This window comes from Streptomyces sp. SID14478 (assembly GCF_010548525.1).
GTDB lineage: Bacteria > Actinomycetota > Actinomycetes > Streptomycetales > Streptomycetaceae > Streptomyces.
The window spans coordinates 1-15,163 of the sequence record NZ_JAAGMG010000522.1 but is presented as its reverse complement, the minus strand read 5'-3'; the positions used below and the strand labels follow the sequence as shown (position 1 = coordinate 15,163).

The following is a 15,163-nucleotide window of genomic DNA, read 5'->3' as shown; positions in this document are numbered from 1 at the left end:
CCGGACGCGAACGGCCTGGCCGGTGACGCGACGCTCGGCGTCCACGTGCAACAGGGCAAGGCGTCGGCGGACGCCACCTGGTCCGCACCGACGGCCGGCGCCGCCGGCACCCCGCCGTCGGACGGCACGCTGCGACTCGCCTCGGCCGGCGAGGCCCCCACCCTCACGGTGAGCGACGCGGGGGACGTGGAGCTCAACGCGACGGAACTCGCCCTGGAAATAACCCCGTTGGTGAACGGCGCGCCCACCGCCACGGCGCCGTCCACCCTCACCTGCACCCCCGCCGACAAGGACCCCTCGACGACGCGGCTCGCTCACATCGACGTACCGGACGGCACGCCCTCGGGTGAGCCGTCCGCGTCGGGCGGCCCCGGCGGCGCCGGCGCAGGGCGGGACGGCATCGCCGTGGCCCCCGAGGCCGCCGGACCCACCGGTGCGAGCACCTGCGCGCCGACGGCCCCGACCGGAGTGCCGGATCTCAGCCAGCTGCCGCCCCCCTTGCCGGGGACCAACCTGGGCCCGCTGAAGCCCCAGCCGGGCATCCGCGCGTGTGCGTACGCGGTGGGTCTGAGCACCATACGGAAACTGGACGGCTCCATGGTCATCAATGATCCGGCCAAGGAGCCGGGCCTGATGAACGTCCGGGCCAGCATGCAGACCCAGGGCTCGATCGCGCCCGGCCCCTTCTACACCCGCATCGACAACCTGGGAGAACTGAGCCTGCCCGACGCCGACTCGACCTTCCTCGGATTCGGCTTCGAGCCCGTCACCGCCAAGGCCTCCTTCGAGAACGACCAGATCACGATCTCCACCGGCACCATCGGCTCCTCCCCCAACGCCCAGAAGTTCGCCGTCGCCACGTTCTTCCAGTCGCTGCGCCTGCATGACGTCAAGGTCAACGGCACGCCCTTGGACGTCGGCCCGAACTGCCGCAGCGCGCAGCGCTACCGGGTGACCCTGCGGGGCGACTTCACCCTGCCGACCGGCGGCTACAACAACGTCCTCACGGGCGGCATCCTCAGCGGCGTGGTCGACATCCCCGCGTTCTCCGGCTGCGGCACCAACGGCGAGGACCTCGATCCCCTCTTCACGGCCTCGATCAGCGGGCCGGGCAACTACATCACCATGAACCAGGCCGCGACCTGCCTCCCCGACTTCAACGGCACCCCCAACTGCCCGCCGGTCATCCCACCCCTGCCCGGCGGCAAGACCCCCTGACACCCCCTCACTTCCAGCCAACCGGCGCGCAAGTGGTGTACACCACATTCAAGTTGCTCTACTTTCACAGGAGTTCCCACAGGTACGCACCTGACGGTCACCGCAAGGGCCGAAAGGGCCACACTCTTCAGGCCCTCGCGGACGCCCGTCCCCCCACCGGGCGCCAGACGCGGAGGACCGTGCCATGCCCCAGCGCGTACAACCCCCCGACGTGAACGAGCCGCTCGGCCCGTTGCCGCCGGAGTTCGCCGCGATCATGCGGCCCGAACTCCCCGGACTCATCAAGGAGATACGGGTTGAAGTGACCCGCGCGTACCCCGAGTACGCCCACCTCCTCAACGGGCCGAACGCCGCCGCGATCCGCCAGGGCGTCGAGCACGCGCTGTCCGCGTTCGTCGACCGCGTCGCCGACCCCGGCGCCCCCTCCGCCGTACGCGACGAACTCCTGCGCAAGTTCGGCCGGGTCGAGGCCTACGAGGGCCGCGACCTGGAGACGCTGCAGGGCGCGTACCGCCTCGGTGCCCGGGTCGCCCTGCGTCGCGCCAAGACCATCGGCCGCCGCTACGACCTCTCCCCCACCCTCCTGCTGACCTTCGCCGACGCCCTCTTCGCGTACATCGACGAACTGGGAGCGCTCTCACGCGAGGGCTACCAGGAGGTCCAGGCGAAGTCGGGATCGGCGCTGGAGACGCTGCGAAGACGACTGCTCCACCTCATCCTCGCCGGCACCCCGCTCAACCACGCCACCATCACCGAGCTGTGCGAGCAGGCCCGTTGGCCGCTGCCCGAGCAGGTCACGCTCATCGCCCTGCGCACGCCGGCGCCGGACCACATCCAGGCGGACCTGGACATCGATGTCCTGACCGACCTGGGCGCCCCGCAGCCGCATCTGCTCGTGCCCGGACCCTTCACCCCCGAGCGCCGCACGATGCTGGAGGCCGCCGCCTTCGGCACACGGCTCGCGATGGGCCTCACCGTGCCGACCTCGCACGCCGCGGATTCGCTGCGCTGGGCCCGCCGGGTGCTTCAGCTCGTCGACGATGACATCGTTGCCGACGCCCACGCCATCGACTGCGCCGACCACTTGGTGACCCTGTGGCTGCTCTCCGACCCGGCGCTGGTCACCGAGATCGCCCAACGGGAACTGGCGCCGCTCGGCAAGTCATCGGGGGCCCGTCGCGCCCGGCTGGTGGAGACCCTGCACGCCTGGCTGACCACCCGCGGCACCGCGGACCAGGTCGGCGAGGTGCTCGGCGTGCACGCCCAGACCGTCCGCTACCGCCTGCGCAACCTCGACGCCCACTTCGGCGACCGGCTGGAGGACCCGGGCCACCGCTTCGCCCTGGAGGCGGCGCTGCGCGCCCTGCACCTGCACGGCGGCGTCGAGGCCGGTCAGGTCACGATGACGTCGAGTCCGAGAGAGGCCTGACCGGGTCCGGGCCGTCCGAGGCGGCCCGAGCGGCGGCGGCCTTCACCGTCCGCACCCGGGGCCCCTGCAGCACGTACGTGAGGAAGAAGCCGAGACAGACAACGGTCGCGCCGCCCACCGCGTCGAGGATCCAGTGGTTGCCGGTCGCGACGATCGCGGAGACCGTGCACAGCGGGTGGACGAGGCCGAGGGCCTTCACCCACCACCTGCGGGCCAGGACGACGATGACGATGCCGCACCACAGGGACCAGCCGAAGTGCAGCGAGGGCATCGCCGCGTACTGGTTGGTGAGTTCGGTGAGGGTGCCGTAGTTGGGCTTGGAGAAGTCCTGGGCGCCGTGGACCGTGTCGATGAAGCCGAGGCCCGGCATGAGGCGCGGCGGCGCCAGCGGGTACGCCCAGAAGCCGATCAGGGCGAGGATCGTCGCGAAGCCGAGCGCCGAGCGGGCCCAGCGGTACTCCGCGGGACGGCGCACGTACATGAAGGCGAGCAGGCTCAGCGGGACGACGAAGTGGAACGACGTGTAGTAGAAGTTGAAGAAGTCCTTGAGCCACGGGGCGCCGCCCACCACCGTGTGGTTGACCCAGTGCTCGATGTCGATGTGCAGGAACTTCTCGATCGAGTGGACCTGGTGCCCGTGGCGCTCGGCGGTGGCCCGGCCGCCGGAGATCGTGCCGCCGGTCGCGGCGAGGCGGACCTGCTGGTAGGCGGAGTAGCCGACGCGGATCAGGAGCAGTTCGAGGATCAGGTTCGGCCGGGCCAGGACGCGCCGCCACACGGGGACGAGCGGCACCCACTTCCACCGCGCGGGCACCGGCTCGGCGTACTCGGTCGCGATCGGCGTCCGGTACAGCGGCGACGTACGGGAGAGGAAGGGGACGACGACGGCCGCGGCGAGGGCCGCGATCAGCACGACGTTGTCCCGGATCGGCTCGACCACCGGCATGTTCGGCAGCAGCATCTTCGACGGCAGCGTCAGCGCGAGGACGACCAGCACCGGCCACATGTAGCGGTCGGAGGCCCGCTTGCCGACCCGGCCGACGACCGCGAGCAGGACCCACAGGAGCTGGTGCTGCCAGGTAGTGGGCGAGACGGCGACCGCGACGCAGCCGGTGACCGCGACGGCGAGCAGCAGCTGTCCGTCGCGCGCGTACGTGACGGCGCGGCGCAGGCCCAGCACGGCGACGGCGGCACCGAGCACGAGGAACAGCAGGATTTCCAGCGGCTTTTCGAGGCCGAAGCGCAGCAGCATGCCGTGCAGCGACTGGTTCGCGTTCGCGGCCGGGTCGGTGCTCAGGCCCGCACCCGCCAGGTGGTGCACCCAGTACGTCCACGAGTCCTGCGGCATCGCGGCCCAGGCGAGGAGGGTCGCGCCGACGAAGGTGGCGCCCGAGACGACGGCCGCGCGCCTGCGCCCGGTGAACCAGAGCAGGGGGGCGAACAGCAGGACCGTCGGCTGGAGCGCGGCGGCGACGCCGACGAGCACTCCGGACGTCTTCTGCCCTCGGACGGCGAAGCAGCCGAGCAGCACGAGGAGGACCGGCAGGATGCTGGTCTGGCCGAGGGTGAACGCGTTGCGCACGGGCAGGGACAGCATGAGCAGGCTGATCGCGACCGGCGCGGCGAACAGTGACGTGCGGCGGGAGACGGGCTGCGGCAGGGCGCGGGCGGCGACGAGCCCGAGGGCCACGACGAGGGCGAGCGAGCCGAAGGTCCAGCCCCAGCCGAGCGCCTGCTCGGCGGCGCGGGAGAGCGGCTTGAGGACGAGGCCGGAGAAGGGCGTACCGGTGAAGGGGTCGGTCCCGTCGTACAGGGAGCCCTTCACGTGCAGCACGCCGCTCGGGCCGATCCAGGTCTCCAGGTCGGTGAGGCGCTCACCGCGCGGGGTGCTCAGCACGGCCACGAGCTGGCGGACGGCGAGCACGGTGGCGATCAGCCAGAGACCCGCGCGCACGACGCTCACGCGCCCCGACACCGTGCCCGCCGGTCCTGTCATCGGTCCTCGCTCCGCATTCGCCACGCGCCGCCGACTCCCGTCATGTCACTTTTCAAGTGGTTCCCAAAGGTTCGCACCGCCCCCGGTGTGAGACGCAGGCAACCCCTACTTCACCTGCCTGCCCGCCAGGTTTTGACCGGAAGACGGCGCTGCGCGGCCGCTTTGTTGCGCGCTACACGGTTCTGGTTCCGCGACAAAGATCACAGATTAGTCCGTTAACGGCGCCCGAACGGCCACGCGTTTGCGCTGGCCGGAGGGGGTTTCCGCGCGGAATGCAGCATTCCGCGCACGCTCCGTAACGAACACGGCCCCACCTATGGTCGCTCAAAGGCCGTTCCCCCGTGAGCGGCCTTTGCCCTTGTCCCCCACGAAAGGCAGGCGAGCGGACCGTTGAGCGCCACGTCCATCGCAGTCAGTACCGGCAAGGTCTCGGCACCCGCCCGAGGCCGCCGCACCTCCTCCGACGTCACCGTCACCGATCCCTCGCTGGTCAAGCGCGCGGTCAAGGCGGCGGCACTCGGCAACGCGATGGAGTGGTTCGACTTCGGTGTCTACGGCTACCTCACCGCGACGCTCGGCCACGTCTTCTTCCCGTCGGCGTCCAGCACGGCGCAGGTCCTCGCCACGCTCGGCACCTTCGCCGCCGCCTTCCTGGTGCGCCCCGTCGGCGGCGCCTTCTTCGGCCCGCTCGGCGACCGCATCGGCCGCCAGCGCGTCCTCGCCATCACCATGATCATGATGGCGGCGGGCACCTTCGCGATCGGCCTGATCCCGTCGTACGCGACGATCGGCGTCTGGGCGCCGGTGCTGCTGATCGCGGCGCGCATGCTGCAGGGCTTCTCGACCGGTGGTGAGTACGGCGGCGCCTGCACCTTCATCGCCGAGTACGCGCCGGACAAGCGCCGCGGCTTCTTCGGCTCGTTCCTGGAGCTCGGCACGAACGCCGGCTACGTGGCGGGCGCGGGCCTCGCCACCCTGCTGACCACCACGCTCTCGGACGGCGACCTGTACAGCTGGGGCTGGCGCCTGCCGTTCCTGATCGCCGGCCCGATCGGCATCGTCGGCCTGTACGTGCGGATGAAGCTGGAGGAGACCCCGGCCTTCCAGAAGCTCGCCGAGGAGGCCGAGAGCAAGCAGAAGGCGCACCCCAAGCCGAAGTTCAAGGACATGTTCGTCGGCAACGGCAACGCGATGGCGCTGTGCATCGCCCTCGTCCTCGTCTTCAACGTCACCGACTACATGCTCCTGTCGTACATGCCGACGTTCCTGAGCGAGGAGCTCAAGTACGACGCCACGCACGGCACGCTCATCCTCATCGGCGTGATGCTCCTGATGATGGTCGTGCAGCTGCCGATGGGCCGGGCCAACGACCGCTACGGCCACCGGAAGGTCATCGGTGCGGCCTGCGCCGGCTTCGTCCTGCTCTCCGTCCCGGCGGTGCTGCTGATCCGCGCGGGCTCGACGTGGGCGATCGCCCTGGGCCTCGCGGCCCTCGGTCTCCTGCTCGTCGGCTTCACGTCGTCGATGCCGTCGGCGCTGCCGGCCCTGTTCCCGACGAAGGTGCGCTACGGCTCGCTCTCGGTCGGCTTCAACCTCTCGGTGTCCCTGTTCGGCGGCACGACCCCGCTGGTCGCCGCGGCCCTCATCGCCGCGACCGGCAACCTGATGATCCCCGCCTACTACATGATGGCCGCGGCCGTCATCGGCGGCGTCGCGGCCCTGCGCATGCGCGAGTCGGCGGGCCGCCCGCTGCCGGGCTCGCCGCCGGCGGTCTGACCGACACAACTGCGTCACCGCGGGAACCGGGCCCCCACCCCTCCCCGTCGCTACGCGCATGACGCACACCACACCGAGCCTCAGGGCCAGGGCACTTCTCGTCGCCCTGGCCCTGAGCGCATTCCAGATCGCCTGGCTCGCCGTGCCCGCCTACGCATGCGGCTGCGGGGCGATGGTGCCGCACCAGGGGCAGCGGGTCGTCGTCGAGGACGAGACGTCCGCGGTCCGCTGGAACGGGCGCACCGAGGAGATCGTGATGCGCCTGTCGGTGAGCGGCGACGTGCGCGACGTCGCCTGGGTCATGCCTGTCCCGCACCGTGCGGACGTCGCACTCGGCGACCCCGGGCTGTTCACCGCGCTCGACCGCGCCACCGCGCCCGAGTGGCGCACCCGGCACCACTTCTGGCCGCGGGACGGCGACTGACCGTTCGGCGACGACGACAACAGCGACGGTGCCGCGGCCCCGCAGCCGGGCGCACCGCGCGGCGACGTGCACGTCGTGGGCCGCGAACACCTGGGCCCCTTCGACGTGGCCCGCCTCACCGCCACCGACCCCGACGCCCTCGCGAACTGGCTGGAGGACAACGGCTTCCAGCTGCCCGCCCGCCTCGACAGGGCGCTGCGCCCGTACGTCGACCAGGGCTGGGAGTACGTCGCGATCCGCCTCGCCCCCGAGGACCGCGACGCCGTCCTGGGCGGCCGGCTCGACCCGCTGCACCTCACCTTCGCCAGCGACCGCCTCGTCTACCCGATGCGCCTGTCCCGCCTCGCCCGCACCCCGCAGCACCTGAGCCTGTACGTCCTCGCCGGGCACCGCATGGAGACCCGCTCGGCCATCGGCGGGCAGCGGCCGAGGGTGACGTACGCCGGCAAGGTGCACCCCGCGACGGGACCGCTCGCCCAACTGGCCGACGAGACGCCCTACTTGACGGCGCTGGAGCAGTCCTTCCCGACGCCGTCCCGGATCGACGCCGACCACGAACTGCGCCGCGCGCAGACGGACGCCCCGTACCGGAGGGTGCGGTACACGGACGAGCTGCTCACCGTGGGGCCCGGCGTCCCGGTGTGGTTCCTGACGCTGCTCGGTACGGCGGCCGTCGCCCTGACCGCGGCCCTGCTGACCCTGCGCGCCCGCCGGCGCCGGCCGGTACTGCCGCCCGTGCCGGTGCACGTGCCGCCGCGCCTGGGCTGACGGGCATGCCGGTGCACGTACCGCCGCGCCTAGGCTGACGGGCATGACGAACCAGCCCGAATCCGCGCCTGCCGTCGACGCCTACCTCAGCGAGCTGCTCGCCCCCGCCGACGAGGCGCTGGCCGCCGCCCTCGCGGACAGCGAGGCCGCGGGACTGCCGAGCATCAACGTCTCGGCCACGAACGGAAAACTCCTCCACCTCATCGCCCGCATCCAGGGTGCCCGCAGCATCCTGGAGATCGGCACCCTCGGCGGCTACAGCACCATCTGGCTGGCCCGCGCCCTGCCCGCGGACGGGTCCCTGATCACCCTGGAGTACAGCCCGGTGCACGCCGAGGTCGCGCGCGCCAACATCGCGCGGGCCGCCCTGGACGAGGTGGTGCAGGTCCGCGTGGGCGCGGCGCTCGACACGCTGCCCCAACTGGCCGCCGAGGAGCGGACGTTCGACCTGGTCTTCATCGACGCGGACAAGGTGAACAACCCGCGCTACCTGGAGTGGGCGCTGCGCATGGCGCGGCCGGGCAGCGTGATCGTCGTCGACAACGTGGTGCGGGGCGGCCGCGTGGCCGACGCGGCGAACACCGACCCGGACGTCACCGGCACCCGCGACGCCCTTCAACTCCTCGCGGATCACCCGAAGTTGTCGGCGACGGCGATCCAGACGGTGGGCGCCAAGGGTCATGACGGGTTCGCCCTGGCCTACGTACAGGACTGAGATACAGGGCCGATGTACTGGACCGGCGCCGAGCGCTCTCGCCCCGGCCTACGGGTCCTCCTGATAGAAGCCCACGTTCACGGTGCGCGGCCCGGCCCGGTCGAGGACGACGACCTCGCCGGAGCCGCCGCGCGGCAGCGCCAACGCCCCTCCGTACGCGAGGGGTTGGCCGGGGCCATGCGCCGCCCCGAAGCGCACCCGCACCTCGGAGGCGGGATCGTCCTGCGACCCGCGCAGCCAGAAGACGCTCCATCCACCCTCGGGCCCGCACCGGAACTCCAGGTGCACCCGCGACACGAACAGCCAGTCCTCCGGCGTCACCAGTCGGCAGACGGCGGCGTCGCGCCCCACCCGCAGCACGGCCCCCGGCTCACTGTCCGCCTCGGCCATCACCATCCCGGCCGTGACTCCCGCATCGCCCCCGGCCACCGTGGCCATGGTCAGTTCGAGCACCGCACTCCCCCTGCGTTCGTGTCCGTCCTGGCCGCCGCATCCTAAGGGTCCCCGGACCGTCCGCGACCGCCTGCGCGACAATGACTCCATGACCGAACGCAAACCACCCGGCGTCAGCTTCGAGTCATTCGTCGACAAGCAGATCCGCGACGCCGAGCGTCGCGGCGACTTCGACTCGCTGCCCGGCGCCGGTGCGCCCTTGAGTTCCCCGTCCGACCTCACCTACGACGAGAACTGGTGGATCAAGCAGAAGCTGGCCCGCGAGGGCTTCTCCGTGCTGCCGCCGACCCTGGCCCTGCGCAAGGAGGCCGAGGACGCCCTGGAAGCGGCCGCGAAGGCTCCCTCCGAACGTCTGGTGCGCCGCATCGTCACCGAGATCAACGCCAAGATCAGCGACATGATGTTCAAGCCGCCACCGGGCCCGCCGCTGGGCCTGAAGCCGTACGACGTGGAGGAGATCGTGCGGCAGTGGCGGGAGGGCCGTGAGAGCGGAGACGGCGGTGCGGCAGGATGGGGGTCATGAGCATCGTCAAGATCAACGTCCTGGCCGTACCGGCCGCGCAGCGCGAGGTCCTGGAGAAGCGCTTCGCGTCCCGCGCCGGCTCCGTCGAGAACTCGGACGGCTTCGAGTGGTTCGAGCTTCTGCGCCCCGTCGAGGGCACTGACGACTACCTGGTCTACACGCGCTGGCGCGACGAGGAGTCGTTCCAGGCGTGGATGGAGGGCCCGATGAAGGCGGCCCACCAGGGCGGCGGCGACCGGCCCAAGCCCGCCTCCAGCAGTTCCTCGGTGTGGTCCTTCGAGGTCGTGCAGCAGGCGGCGCCCAAGGGCGAGTAGTCCCGCGGGCCGGTCGGGGACAGGTCAGGCACCGGTCAGGAATGAAGAAGCCTCGGCGGGCGTCACGGGCCTAGCGTGAGGGACATGACCTCCCTCGCATCCGTCACCCTCGAGGTGGCCGACCCCGCGTCCGCCGAGACCTTCTACCACACGGCCTTCGGGCACGTTCCGCAGGTGCGCCTGCGGGCCGGTGAGGAGCCGACGAGCGGCTTCCGCGGGTTCACGCTGACGCTCACCGTCTCCCAGCCGTCCACCGTCGAGGGCTTCATGGAATCCGCCCTCGCCGCCGGCGCCACCACGCTGAAGCCCGCGACGAAGTCGCTCTGGGGCTTCGGCGGCGTCGTCCAGGCGCCGGACGGGACGATCTGGCAGATCGCGACCTCGACGAAGAAGAACACCGGCCCCGCCACCCGGGAGTACGACGAGGTCGTGCTCCTGCTCGGGGTCGAGGACGTCAAGGCGACCAAGGAGTTCTACGTCGGCCGGGGCCTGACCGTGCGCAAGAGCTACGGCAGCAAGTACGTCGACTTCGTCGCCGAGGCCGGCACCGTCACGCTCGGGCTCTACAAGCGGCGCGCCCTCGCCAAGGTCGCCGGCGTCCCGGCCGACGGCACCGGCTCGCACCGGATCGTGCTGGGCGGTACCGCCGGGCCGTTCACCGACCCGGACGGCTTCGCCTGGGAGACCGCGCCGCTCGCCGCCGAAGCCTGAGGGCCCCAGAGGCCCGAGAGCCCCAGAGGCCCGAGAGCCCCAGAGGCCCGAGAGCCTCAGAGGCCGAGCAGGCGCTCCGCCGTCTCCCGGTAGTCCCGCAGCGCGAGACGCAGCTTCTCGGTGTCCTCGGCGGACTCCTGCCAGGTCGTGCGCAGGGTGTCGCGGCGGCTCGTGAGGGTCTCCGTGAGCCGGGTCGTCAGGTCCTCCAGGACGTGGTCGGCCTCCTCCACGGCGGCCCGGGGCCGGTCGACGAAACCGTGCACGGCGTGCTGGAGGCGGTCCGTGAGCTCGTCGCGGGCGGCCGTCGGCACGAGCCCGTGCGCGGGGCGCGCCACCTTCTCCTGCGACTCGAACCCCGACCCGGACGTCAGTCCGGACCCCGACTTCAGTCCGGACCCCGACGTCAGTCCGGACCCCGACGTCGGCGGCAGTCCGGATCCCGGTGTCGGCGGCAGGTCCGATCCCGCCGTCGGCGCATATCCCGGCTCCGGCCGCAGCTCCGACTCCGGCCTCGTACCCGTCTCCGGCCTCAACTCCGTACCCGGGCCCGGCCTCGATCCCGTCTCCGGCGTCAGCTCACCACCCGGCTGCGGCCTCGACCCCGTCTCCGGCCTCAACTCCGACCCCAATCCCGGACTCGCCCCTGCCTCCGGCCTCAGCTCACTGCCCGGCTGCGGCCTCGACCCCGTCTCGGGCCTCAACTCCGACCCCGGCCTCAGCTCCGAGCCCGGTTCCGTCCCCGGCCTGAACTCCGTGCTCGGCTCGGTGCCCGGCTCCGGCCTCATCCCAGGCTCCAGCCTGGACTCGGGCTCCAGCCTCGGCTCCGCTCCCGGCTCAAGCCCCGACTCCGGCCTCTGCTCCGGCAGGTCGCGCTCGTGCTCGTGCCTGCGTCCGCGTCCGATATTCGCCATCAGAGGTCAACTCCCCTTCACCAGACGCCCCTTGGGCGCATGAGTCCGCTTCTCGGCAGCCGGTACACGGTCCGGGCCGAGCAGGTCGTCGAACAGGCTCCGCGCCTCGACCAGCGCCGTACGCAATTCCTCCGTGCCCGTCTGCCCGGGGCCGGCCTGGGCCGCCCCGTGGACGAGCCGGTAGCCGTGCATCCGGTGGCCGTGGTGAACGGAGAGCGCGGCGTACTGTTCCTCGTGGTCCGCGCCGTCGGGGTAACCGCGGTCCCGCGCCAGGTCGGCGACGACCTGGTCGGCCTCGGCGACCGCCTCCGCCGGGGACTCCACGAAGCGCTCCTGGACCCGGGCCCAGCGCGCCTGGTACATCTCGCGGGCCGCGGGCTCCAGGGGGCGGTGCTCCAGTGCCCCGTGCCGCTTCACCCGCTCGGCCAACTCCTCTTCAGCTGCCTTGGTGTCGCCGTCATGGCGCGCCACGGCCCGGTCGTACTCGGGTCCGAAGCGGCGCTTGAGACCGCGTCCGCCGCGGGGTGTGGTGCGGGCGGCGAAAAGTCCCGCCGCGCCGACGACCACGATCCCCACCACGATCAGAGCGATGATCACGCCTGTGGACATGGGTTCTTTCGGCCTTCCCGGTAAGGGTGCACGGACTTGACACTTACGTAGAGCCAACGAGTAGCCGCTGAACGGCCCCGCAAACCGGCCGGGCGGGCCACAATGCCTGATGCGCACTTCCTGGAACCTCGCCCCCGAGCCGTACGACTCCCCCGTCGCCGTCGCCCTGTGGCGCGCGTACTACACGGAGGTGAGCGACCGTTGGTACCTGCTGCACGAGGGGCACGCCACGGACCCGGCGGAGCTGGAGCGCGGCATCGCGAAGGGCGTGCAGGAGCAACTGGCGCCGCCGAGGGGCCAGTTGATCGTCGGCCGCCACGACGGGGAGCCGGCCGGGACCGCGGGCGTACGGCTGACGGACGCGGACCCCGGCGTCGCGGAGCTCACCCGTGTCTTCGTGCGCGAGGAGCTGCGCGGCAAGGGCGGGGCGCCCCTGCTCGTCGCGGCGGCCGAGGACGCGGCCCGCGCACTGGGCGCGAGGGTGCTGCGCCTGGACACCCGCAGCGACCTGGTGGAGGCCCGCGCCCTGTACGCACGGCTCGGGTACGAGGAGACCGCCGCGCACAACGACGACATCTACGCCGAGCACTGGTTCAGCAAGCGGCTCGTGCCGTAGTCACGCGGTCAGGCCGGTAGCCGCGTGGCCGGGTGGGCAGGTCACGCGGTCAGGCCGGCAGCCACGCGGCCAGGTAGGCAGGTCACGAGCTCAGGCCGGCAGCCACGCGGCCAGGTAGGCAGGTCACGAGCTCAGGCCGACAGCTGGTAGCACGCGGTCAGGTAGGCAGCCAGGTCACGCCGTCAGACCGTCGGGCACGCAGCCAAACCGGTGCGTCACGCGGCCAGATCGGTGCGCCCGTCGTGCGGCCGCTCCGCGTCCGAGCCGCACATCTCCGCGTTCAGTTCGGACACCAACTGGTTGAGGTCCGTGGGCCGTTCGGGTCCCCACCAGTCGCCGAGCAGCTCCGCGAGCGAGTCCTCCCTGGCCCGGCCGAGGCGGGCCGCGACCTCCCGGCCCTCGTCGGTCAGGACGAGGTCGAGGCCCTCGCGGGTGGCGAGGTGGCGCTCCTCCACCTGTCGGGCCGCCTCGATGATCACCGGCAGGGGCACGGCGCTGCGCTCGGCGAGGGCGGCCGGTTCGGCCCAGCCGTAGCGGTTGATGCGCAGCACGAGCCAACTGGCCGCGGGCAGCAGGTCGTAGCCCGCCCGCGCGGTGATCTTCTCGTAGATCTCGCGCCGCCCCTCCCGTGTCCCGAGCGCCGACAGGGCCCGCGCCACCTCGTCGTACGAGGAGCGCTGCACGGGGTTGGAGGCGAGCGTCTCGGTGACGTCCGGCGCGGTGACGGAGCCGCGCAGCTTGTCCTCGCGCAGGAACCAGGCCAGCGCGAAGGCGAGCAGGGTGACCGGGACGGCGTAGAGGAAGATGTCGGTGATCGACGTGGCGTAGGCGTGCAGCACGGGCCGGCTCAGGTCCGGCGGGAGTTCGGCGATGCCGCGCGGGTCGGCCTTGAGGGAGTTGACGTCGACGCCGGGCGGCAGTTGCTGCCCGGCGAGTGCCGACGTCAGCTTGGTGCCGAGGCGGTTGGTGAAGATCGTGCCGAAGATCGCGACGCCGAAGGAGGCGCCGATGGAGCGGAAGAACGTGGCGCCCGAGGTGGCGACGCCCAGGTCCTCGTAGGGGACCGCGTTCTGCACGATGAGCACGAGCACCTGCATGACGAGGCCGAGTCCGAGACCGAAGACGAAGAAGTAGGCGCTCATCTCGCCGGTGGAGCTGTTCTCGTCGAGGTTGTGCAGGAGCAGGAGGCCGAGCGTGGTCACCGCCGTGCCCGCGACGGGGAAGACCTTCCAGCGGCCGGTGCGGGAGACGATCTGCCCGGAGAGCGTGGAGGAGAGCAGCAGGCCGATCACCATCGGCAGCATGTGCACGCCCGACATGGTCGGCGAGACGCCCTGGACGACCTGCAGGAACGTCGGCAGGTACGTCATCGCGCCGAACATCGCGAAGCCGATGACGAAGCTGATGATCGCGGACAGGGTGAAGGTGCGGACCCGGAAGAGCTTCATCGGCAGGACCGGCTCGGCCGCCCGGAACTCCACGAGCACGAACACCACGGCGAGCATCACGCCGGCCGCGGCGAGCCCGACGATCTCCGGCGAGCCCCAGCCCCACGTCGTCCCGCCGAGCGAGGCGACCAGCACCAGGCAGGTCGCGACGGACGCGATGAGGAAGGTGCCGAGGTAGTCGATGCGGTGCTTCTTCGAGCGGACGGGGATGTGCAGGGCGGCGGCGATCACCACGAGGGCGACGACCCCGATCGGGAGGTTGATGTAGAAGACCCACCGCCAGCTGAGGTGCTCGGTGAACAGCCCGCCGAGCAGCGGCCCCAGCACGCTCGTCGCGCCGAAGACGGCGCCGAACAGGCCCTGGTACTTGCCGCGTTCGCGGGGCGAGACGATGTCGCCGACGATCGCCATGGACAGCACCATCAGGCCGCCGCCGCCGAGCCCCTGCAGCGCCCGGAACCCGATCAGCTGCGGCATGTTCTGCGCGAGCCCGCACAGCGCCGAGCCGATCAGGAAGATCACGATCGCGATCTGGAACAGCTTCTTGCGCCCGTACTGGTCGCCGAGCTTGCCCCACAGCGGCGTCGCCGCCGTCGCGGCCAGCATGTACGCGGTCACGACCCAGGACAGGTGCTCCAGGCCGCCCAGGTCGCTGACGATGGTCGGCAGCGCGGTGGACACGATGGTCTGGTCGAGGGCGGCGAGCAGCATGCCGAGCAGCAGCGCCCCGATCGAGACGAGGACGCCGCTGCTCTTGCCCGTGTCGTCGGGCAGCGCCCGGTGTGTGCGGCTGCTGCCGCCGGCCCCCGTCGCGCCCAGGTCCTGACTGCCGTCCTGGCTGCTCATCGCCACCTCCGAAGGCACCCCGGCCCGGTCGGGGCGGGGGCTTGGTACTTCCCATCCTGGTAGGTGGGAGCGCGTTTGGCCTGTTGAGTCGCCGGTCCACTTCGGGACCCGCGCTGCGGGCGGGCCCGGCGACTCTGCATAATGCGCTGCAGTTCTCGGGGAGGGGGGCCACCTATGAGTGATGAGCGGCGTACGTGCCAGGAGTGCGGGGCCGAGGTGCGCACGGACGGCAGTCCGTCGTGCGGCTGCGAGGCGGAGCGTTTCGGTCCGCTGCGCATCCGCCCCTACGTCACGCTCCCGGAGCCGACCCGGTCGGCGCCGCCGCGCGCCCCGGACCCCTACGCCCATCCCCCGCTGCCGCCCGAGCAGCCGCCCCCTGCGGCCGGGGCCGACCAGGACGCCGAGC

At 71.8% G+C, this 15,163-nt stretch carries 13 protein-coding genes and 2 pseudogenes; 10 read left to right on the top strand and 5 right to left on the bottom strand.

The window, feature by feature from the left end:
* Window positions 1–1,218, top strand: a 1,218-nt coding sequence (locus G3I40_RS17190) for a hypothetical protein (protein WP_164303028.1), incomplete at its 5' end; no start/stop codon positions are given.
* 184 nt (window positions 1,219–1,402) lie between these two features.
* Window positions 1,403–2,647, top strand: coding sequence for a PucR family transcriptional regulator (locus G3I40_RS17185; protein WP_164303027.1), 1,245 nt, complete (start codon window positions 1,403–1,405; stop codon window positions 2,645–2,647).
* Here G3I40_RS17185 and G3I40_RS17180 read toward each other — a convergent pair.
* Window positions 2,616–4,610: a bifunctional glycosyltransferase 87/phosphatase PAP2 family protein gene (locus tag G3I40_RS17180; protein ID WP_343244947.1), complete on the bottom strand. Its 1,995-nt coding sequence runs from the start codon at window positions 4,608–4,610 to the stop codon at window positions 2,616–2,618. The genes G3I40_RS17185 and G3I40_RS17180 overlap by 32 nt on opposite strands.
* A 423-nt stretch (window positions 4,611–5,033) precedes the next feature.
* On the opposite strand from G3I40_RS17180, the gene G3I40_RS17175 reads away from it, so the two are divergent.
* The 3 genes and pseudogenes from G3I40_RS17175 to G3I40_RS17165 all read left to right on the top strand — a co-directional run bounded on the left by G3I40_RS17175 (window position 5,034) and on the right by G3I40_RS17165 (window position 8,326).
* Complete coding sequence (locus G3I40_RS17175) at window positions 5,034–6,419, top strand: MFS transporter (protein WP_164303025.1); 1,386 nt, start codon at window positions 5,034–5,036, stop codon at window positions 6,417–6,419.
* Window positions 6,420–6,477: 58 nt separating this feature from the next.
* Window positions 6,478–7,611: pseudogene (locus G3I40_RS17170) on the top strand (DUF2330 domain-containing protein).
* Between the two features lie 43 nt (window positions 7,612–7,654).
* Window positions 7,655–8,326 carry an O-methyltransferase gene (locus G3I40_RS17165; RefSeq protein ID WP_164303024.1) on the top strand — a complete coding sequence of 224 codons (672 nt, stop codon included), beginning with the start codon at window positions 7,655–7,657 and terminating at the stop codon, window positions 8,324–8,326.
* Between the two features lie 48 nt (window positions 8,327–8,374).
* On the opposite strand, the gene G3I40_RS17160 is transcribed toward G3I40_RS17165, so the two are convergent.
* Window positions 8,375–8,779 (bottom strand): hypothetical protein, encoded by a 405-nt coding sequence (locus tag G3I40_RS17160; RefSeq protein WP_164303023.1) that lies wholly within the window; start codon window positions 8,777–8,779, stop codon window positions 8,375–8,377.
* 88 nt (window positions 8,780–8,867) lie between these two features.
* Here G3I40_RS17160 and G3I40_RS17155 point away from each other — a divergent pair, with 88 nt between their 5' ends.
* The 3 genes from G3I40_RS17155 (at window position 8,868) to G3I40_RS17145 (ending at window position 10,327) form a co-directional block, all read left to right on the top strand.
* Window positions 8,868–9,302 (top strand): DUF1992 domain-containing protein, encoded by a 435-nt coding sequence (locus tag G3I40_RS17155; RefSeq protein WP_164303022.1) that lies wholly within the window; start codon window positions 8,868–8,870, stop codon window positions 9,300–9,302.
* Window positions 9,299–9,616 (top strand): antibiotic biosynthesis monooxygenase, encoded by a 318-nt coding sequence (locus tag G3I40_RS17150; protein ID WP_164303021.1) that lies wholly within the window; start codon window positions 9,299–9,301, stop codon window positions 9,614–9,616. The genes G3I40_RS17155 and G3I40_RS17150 overlap by 4 nt, the downstream gene beginning before the upstream one ends.
* 84 nt (window positions 9,617–9,700) lie before the next feature.
* Window positions 9,701–10,327 (top strand): glyoxalase, encoded by a 627-nt coding sequence (locus tag G3I40_RS17145; protein ID WP_164303020.1) that lies wholly within the window; start codon window positions 9,701–9,703, stop codon window positions 10,325–10,327.
* 56 nt (window positions 10,328–10,383) lie between these two features.
* Here G3I40_RS17145 and G3I40_RS17140 read toward each other — a convergent pair whose 3' ends face one another.
* Entirely contained in the window at window positions 10,384–10,902 is a 519-nt protein-coding gene (locus G3I40_RS17140; protein WP_164303031.1) for a hypothetical protein, read from the bottom strand.
* A 342-nt stretch (window positions 10,903–11,244) separates the two neighbouring features.
* A complete protein-coding gene (locus tag G3I40_RS17135; RefSeq protein ID WP_203644236.1) occupies window positions 11,245–11,847 on the bottom strand; it encodes a hypothetical protein in 603 nt (200 codons plus the stop codon).
* Between the two features lie 109 nt (window positions 11,848–11,956).
* Between G3I40_RS17135 and G3I40_RS17130 the strand changes: the two genes are divergently transcribed.
* A complete protein-coding gene (locus tag G3I40_RS17130) occupies window positions 11,957–12,463 on the top strand; it encodes a GNAT family N-acetyltransferase (RefSeq protein ID WP_203644234.1) in 507 nt (168 codons plus the stop codon).
* Window positions 12,464–12,678: 215 nt separating this feature from the next.
* Here G3I40_RS17130 and G3I40_RS17125 read toward each other — a convergent pair whose 3' ends face one another.
* Window positions 12,679–14,757, bottom strand: a complete 2,079-nt coding sequence (locus G3I40_RS17125; RefSeq protein ID WP_239091783.1) for an MFS transporter — start codon at window positions 14,755–14,757, stop codon at window positions 12,679–12,681.
* A 174-nt stretch (window positions 14,758–14,931) separates the two neighbouring features.
* Here G3I40_RS17125 and G3I40_RS17120 point away from each other — a divergent pair.
* A pseudogene (locus G3I40_RS17120) lies at window positions 14,932–15,163 on the top strand (hypothetical protein); the annotation flags it as partial.

What these genes read in the sequence shown, in the direction of transcription:
- G3I40_RS17185 (WP_164303027.1), top strand. Translation starts at nt 1,403, where the DNA reads ATGCCCCAGCGCGTACAACCCCCCGACGTGAACGAGCCGCTCGGCCCG.
- G3I40_RS17165 (WP_164303024.1), top strand. Translation starts at nt 7,655, where the DNA reads ATGACGAACCAGCCCGAATCCGCGCCTGCCGTCGACGCCTACCTCAGC.
- G3I40_RS17155 (WP_164303022.1), top strand. Translation starts at nt 8,868, where the DNA reads ATGACCGAACGCAAACCACCCGGCGTCAGCTTCGAGTCATTCGTCGAC.
- G3I40_RS17150 (WP_164303021.1), top strand. Translation starts at nt 9,299, where the DNA reads ATGAGCATCGTCAAGATCAACGTCCTGGCCGTACCGGCCGCGCAGCGC.
- G3I40_RS17145 (WP_164303020.1), top strand. Translation starts at nt 9,701, where the DNA reads ATGACCTCCCTCGCATCCGTCACCCTCGAGGTGGCCGACCCCGCGTCC.
- G3I40_RS17135 (WP_203644236.1), bottom strand. Translation starts at nt 11,847, where the DNA reads ATGTCCACAGGCGTGATCATCGCTCTGATCGTGGTGGGGATCGTGGTC.
- G3I40_RS17130 (WP_203644234.1), top strand. Translation starts at nt 11,957, where the DNA reads ATGCGCACTTCCTGGAACCTCGCCCCCGAGCCGTACGACTCCCCCGTC.
- G3I40_RS17125 (WP_239091783.1), bottom strand. Translation starts at nt 14,757, where the DNA reads ATGAGCAGCCAGGACGGCAGTCAGGACCTGGGCGCGACGGGGGCCGGC.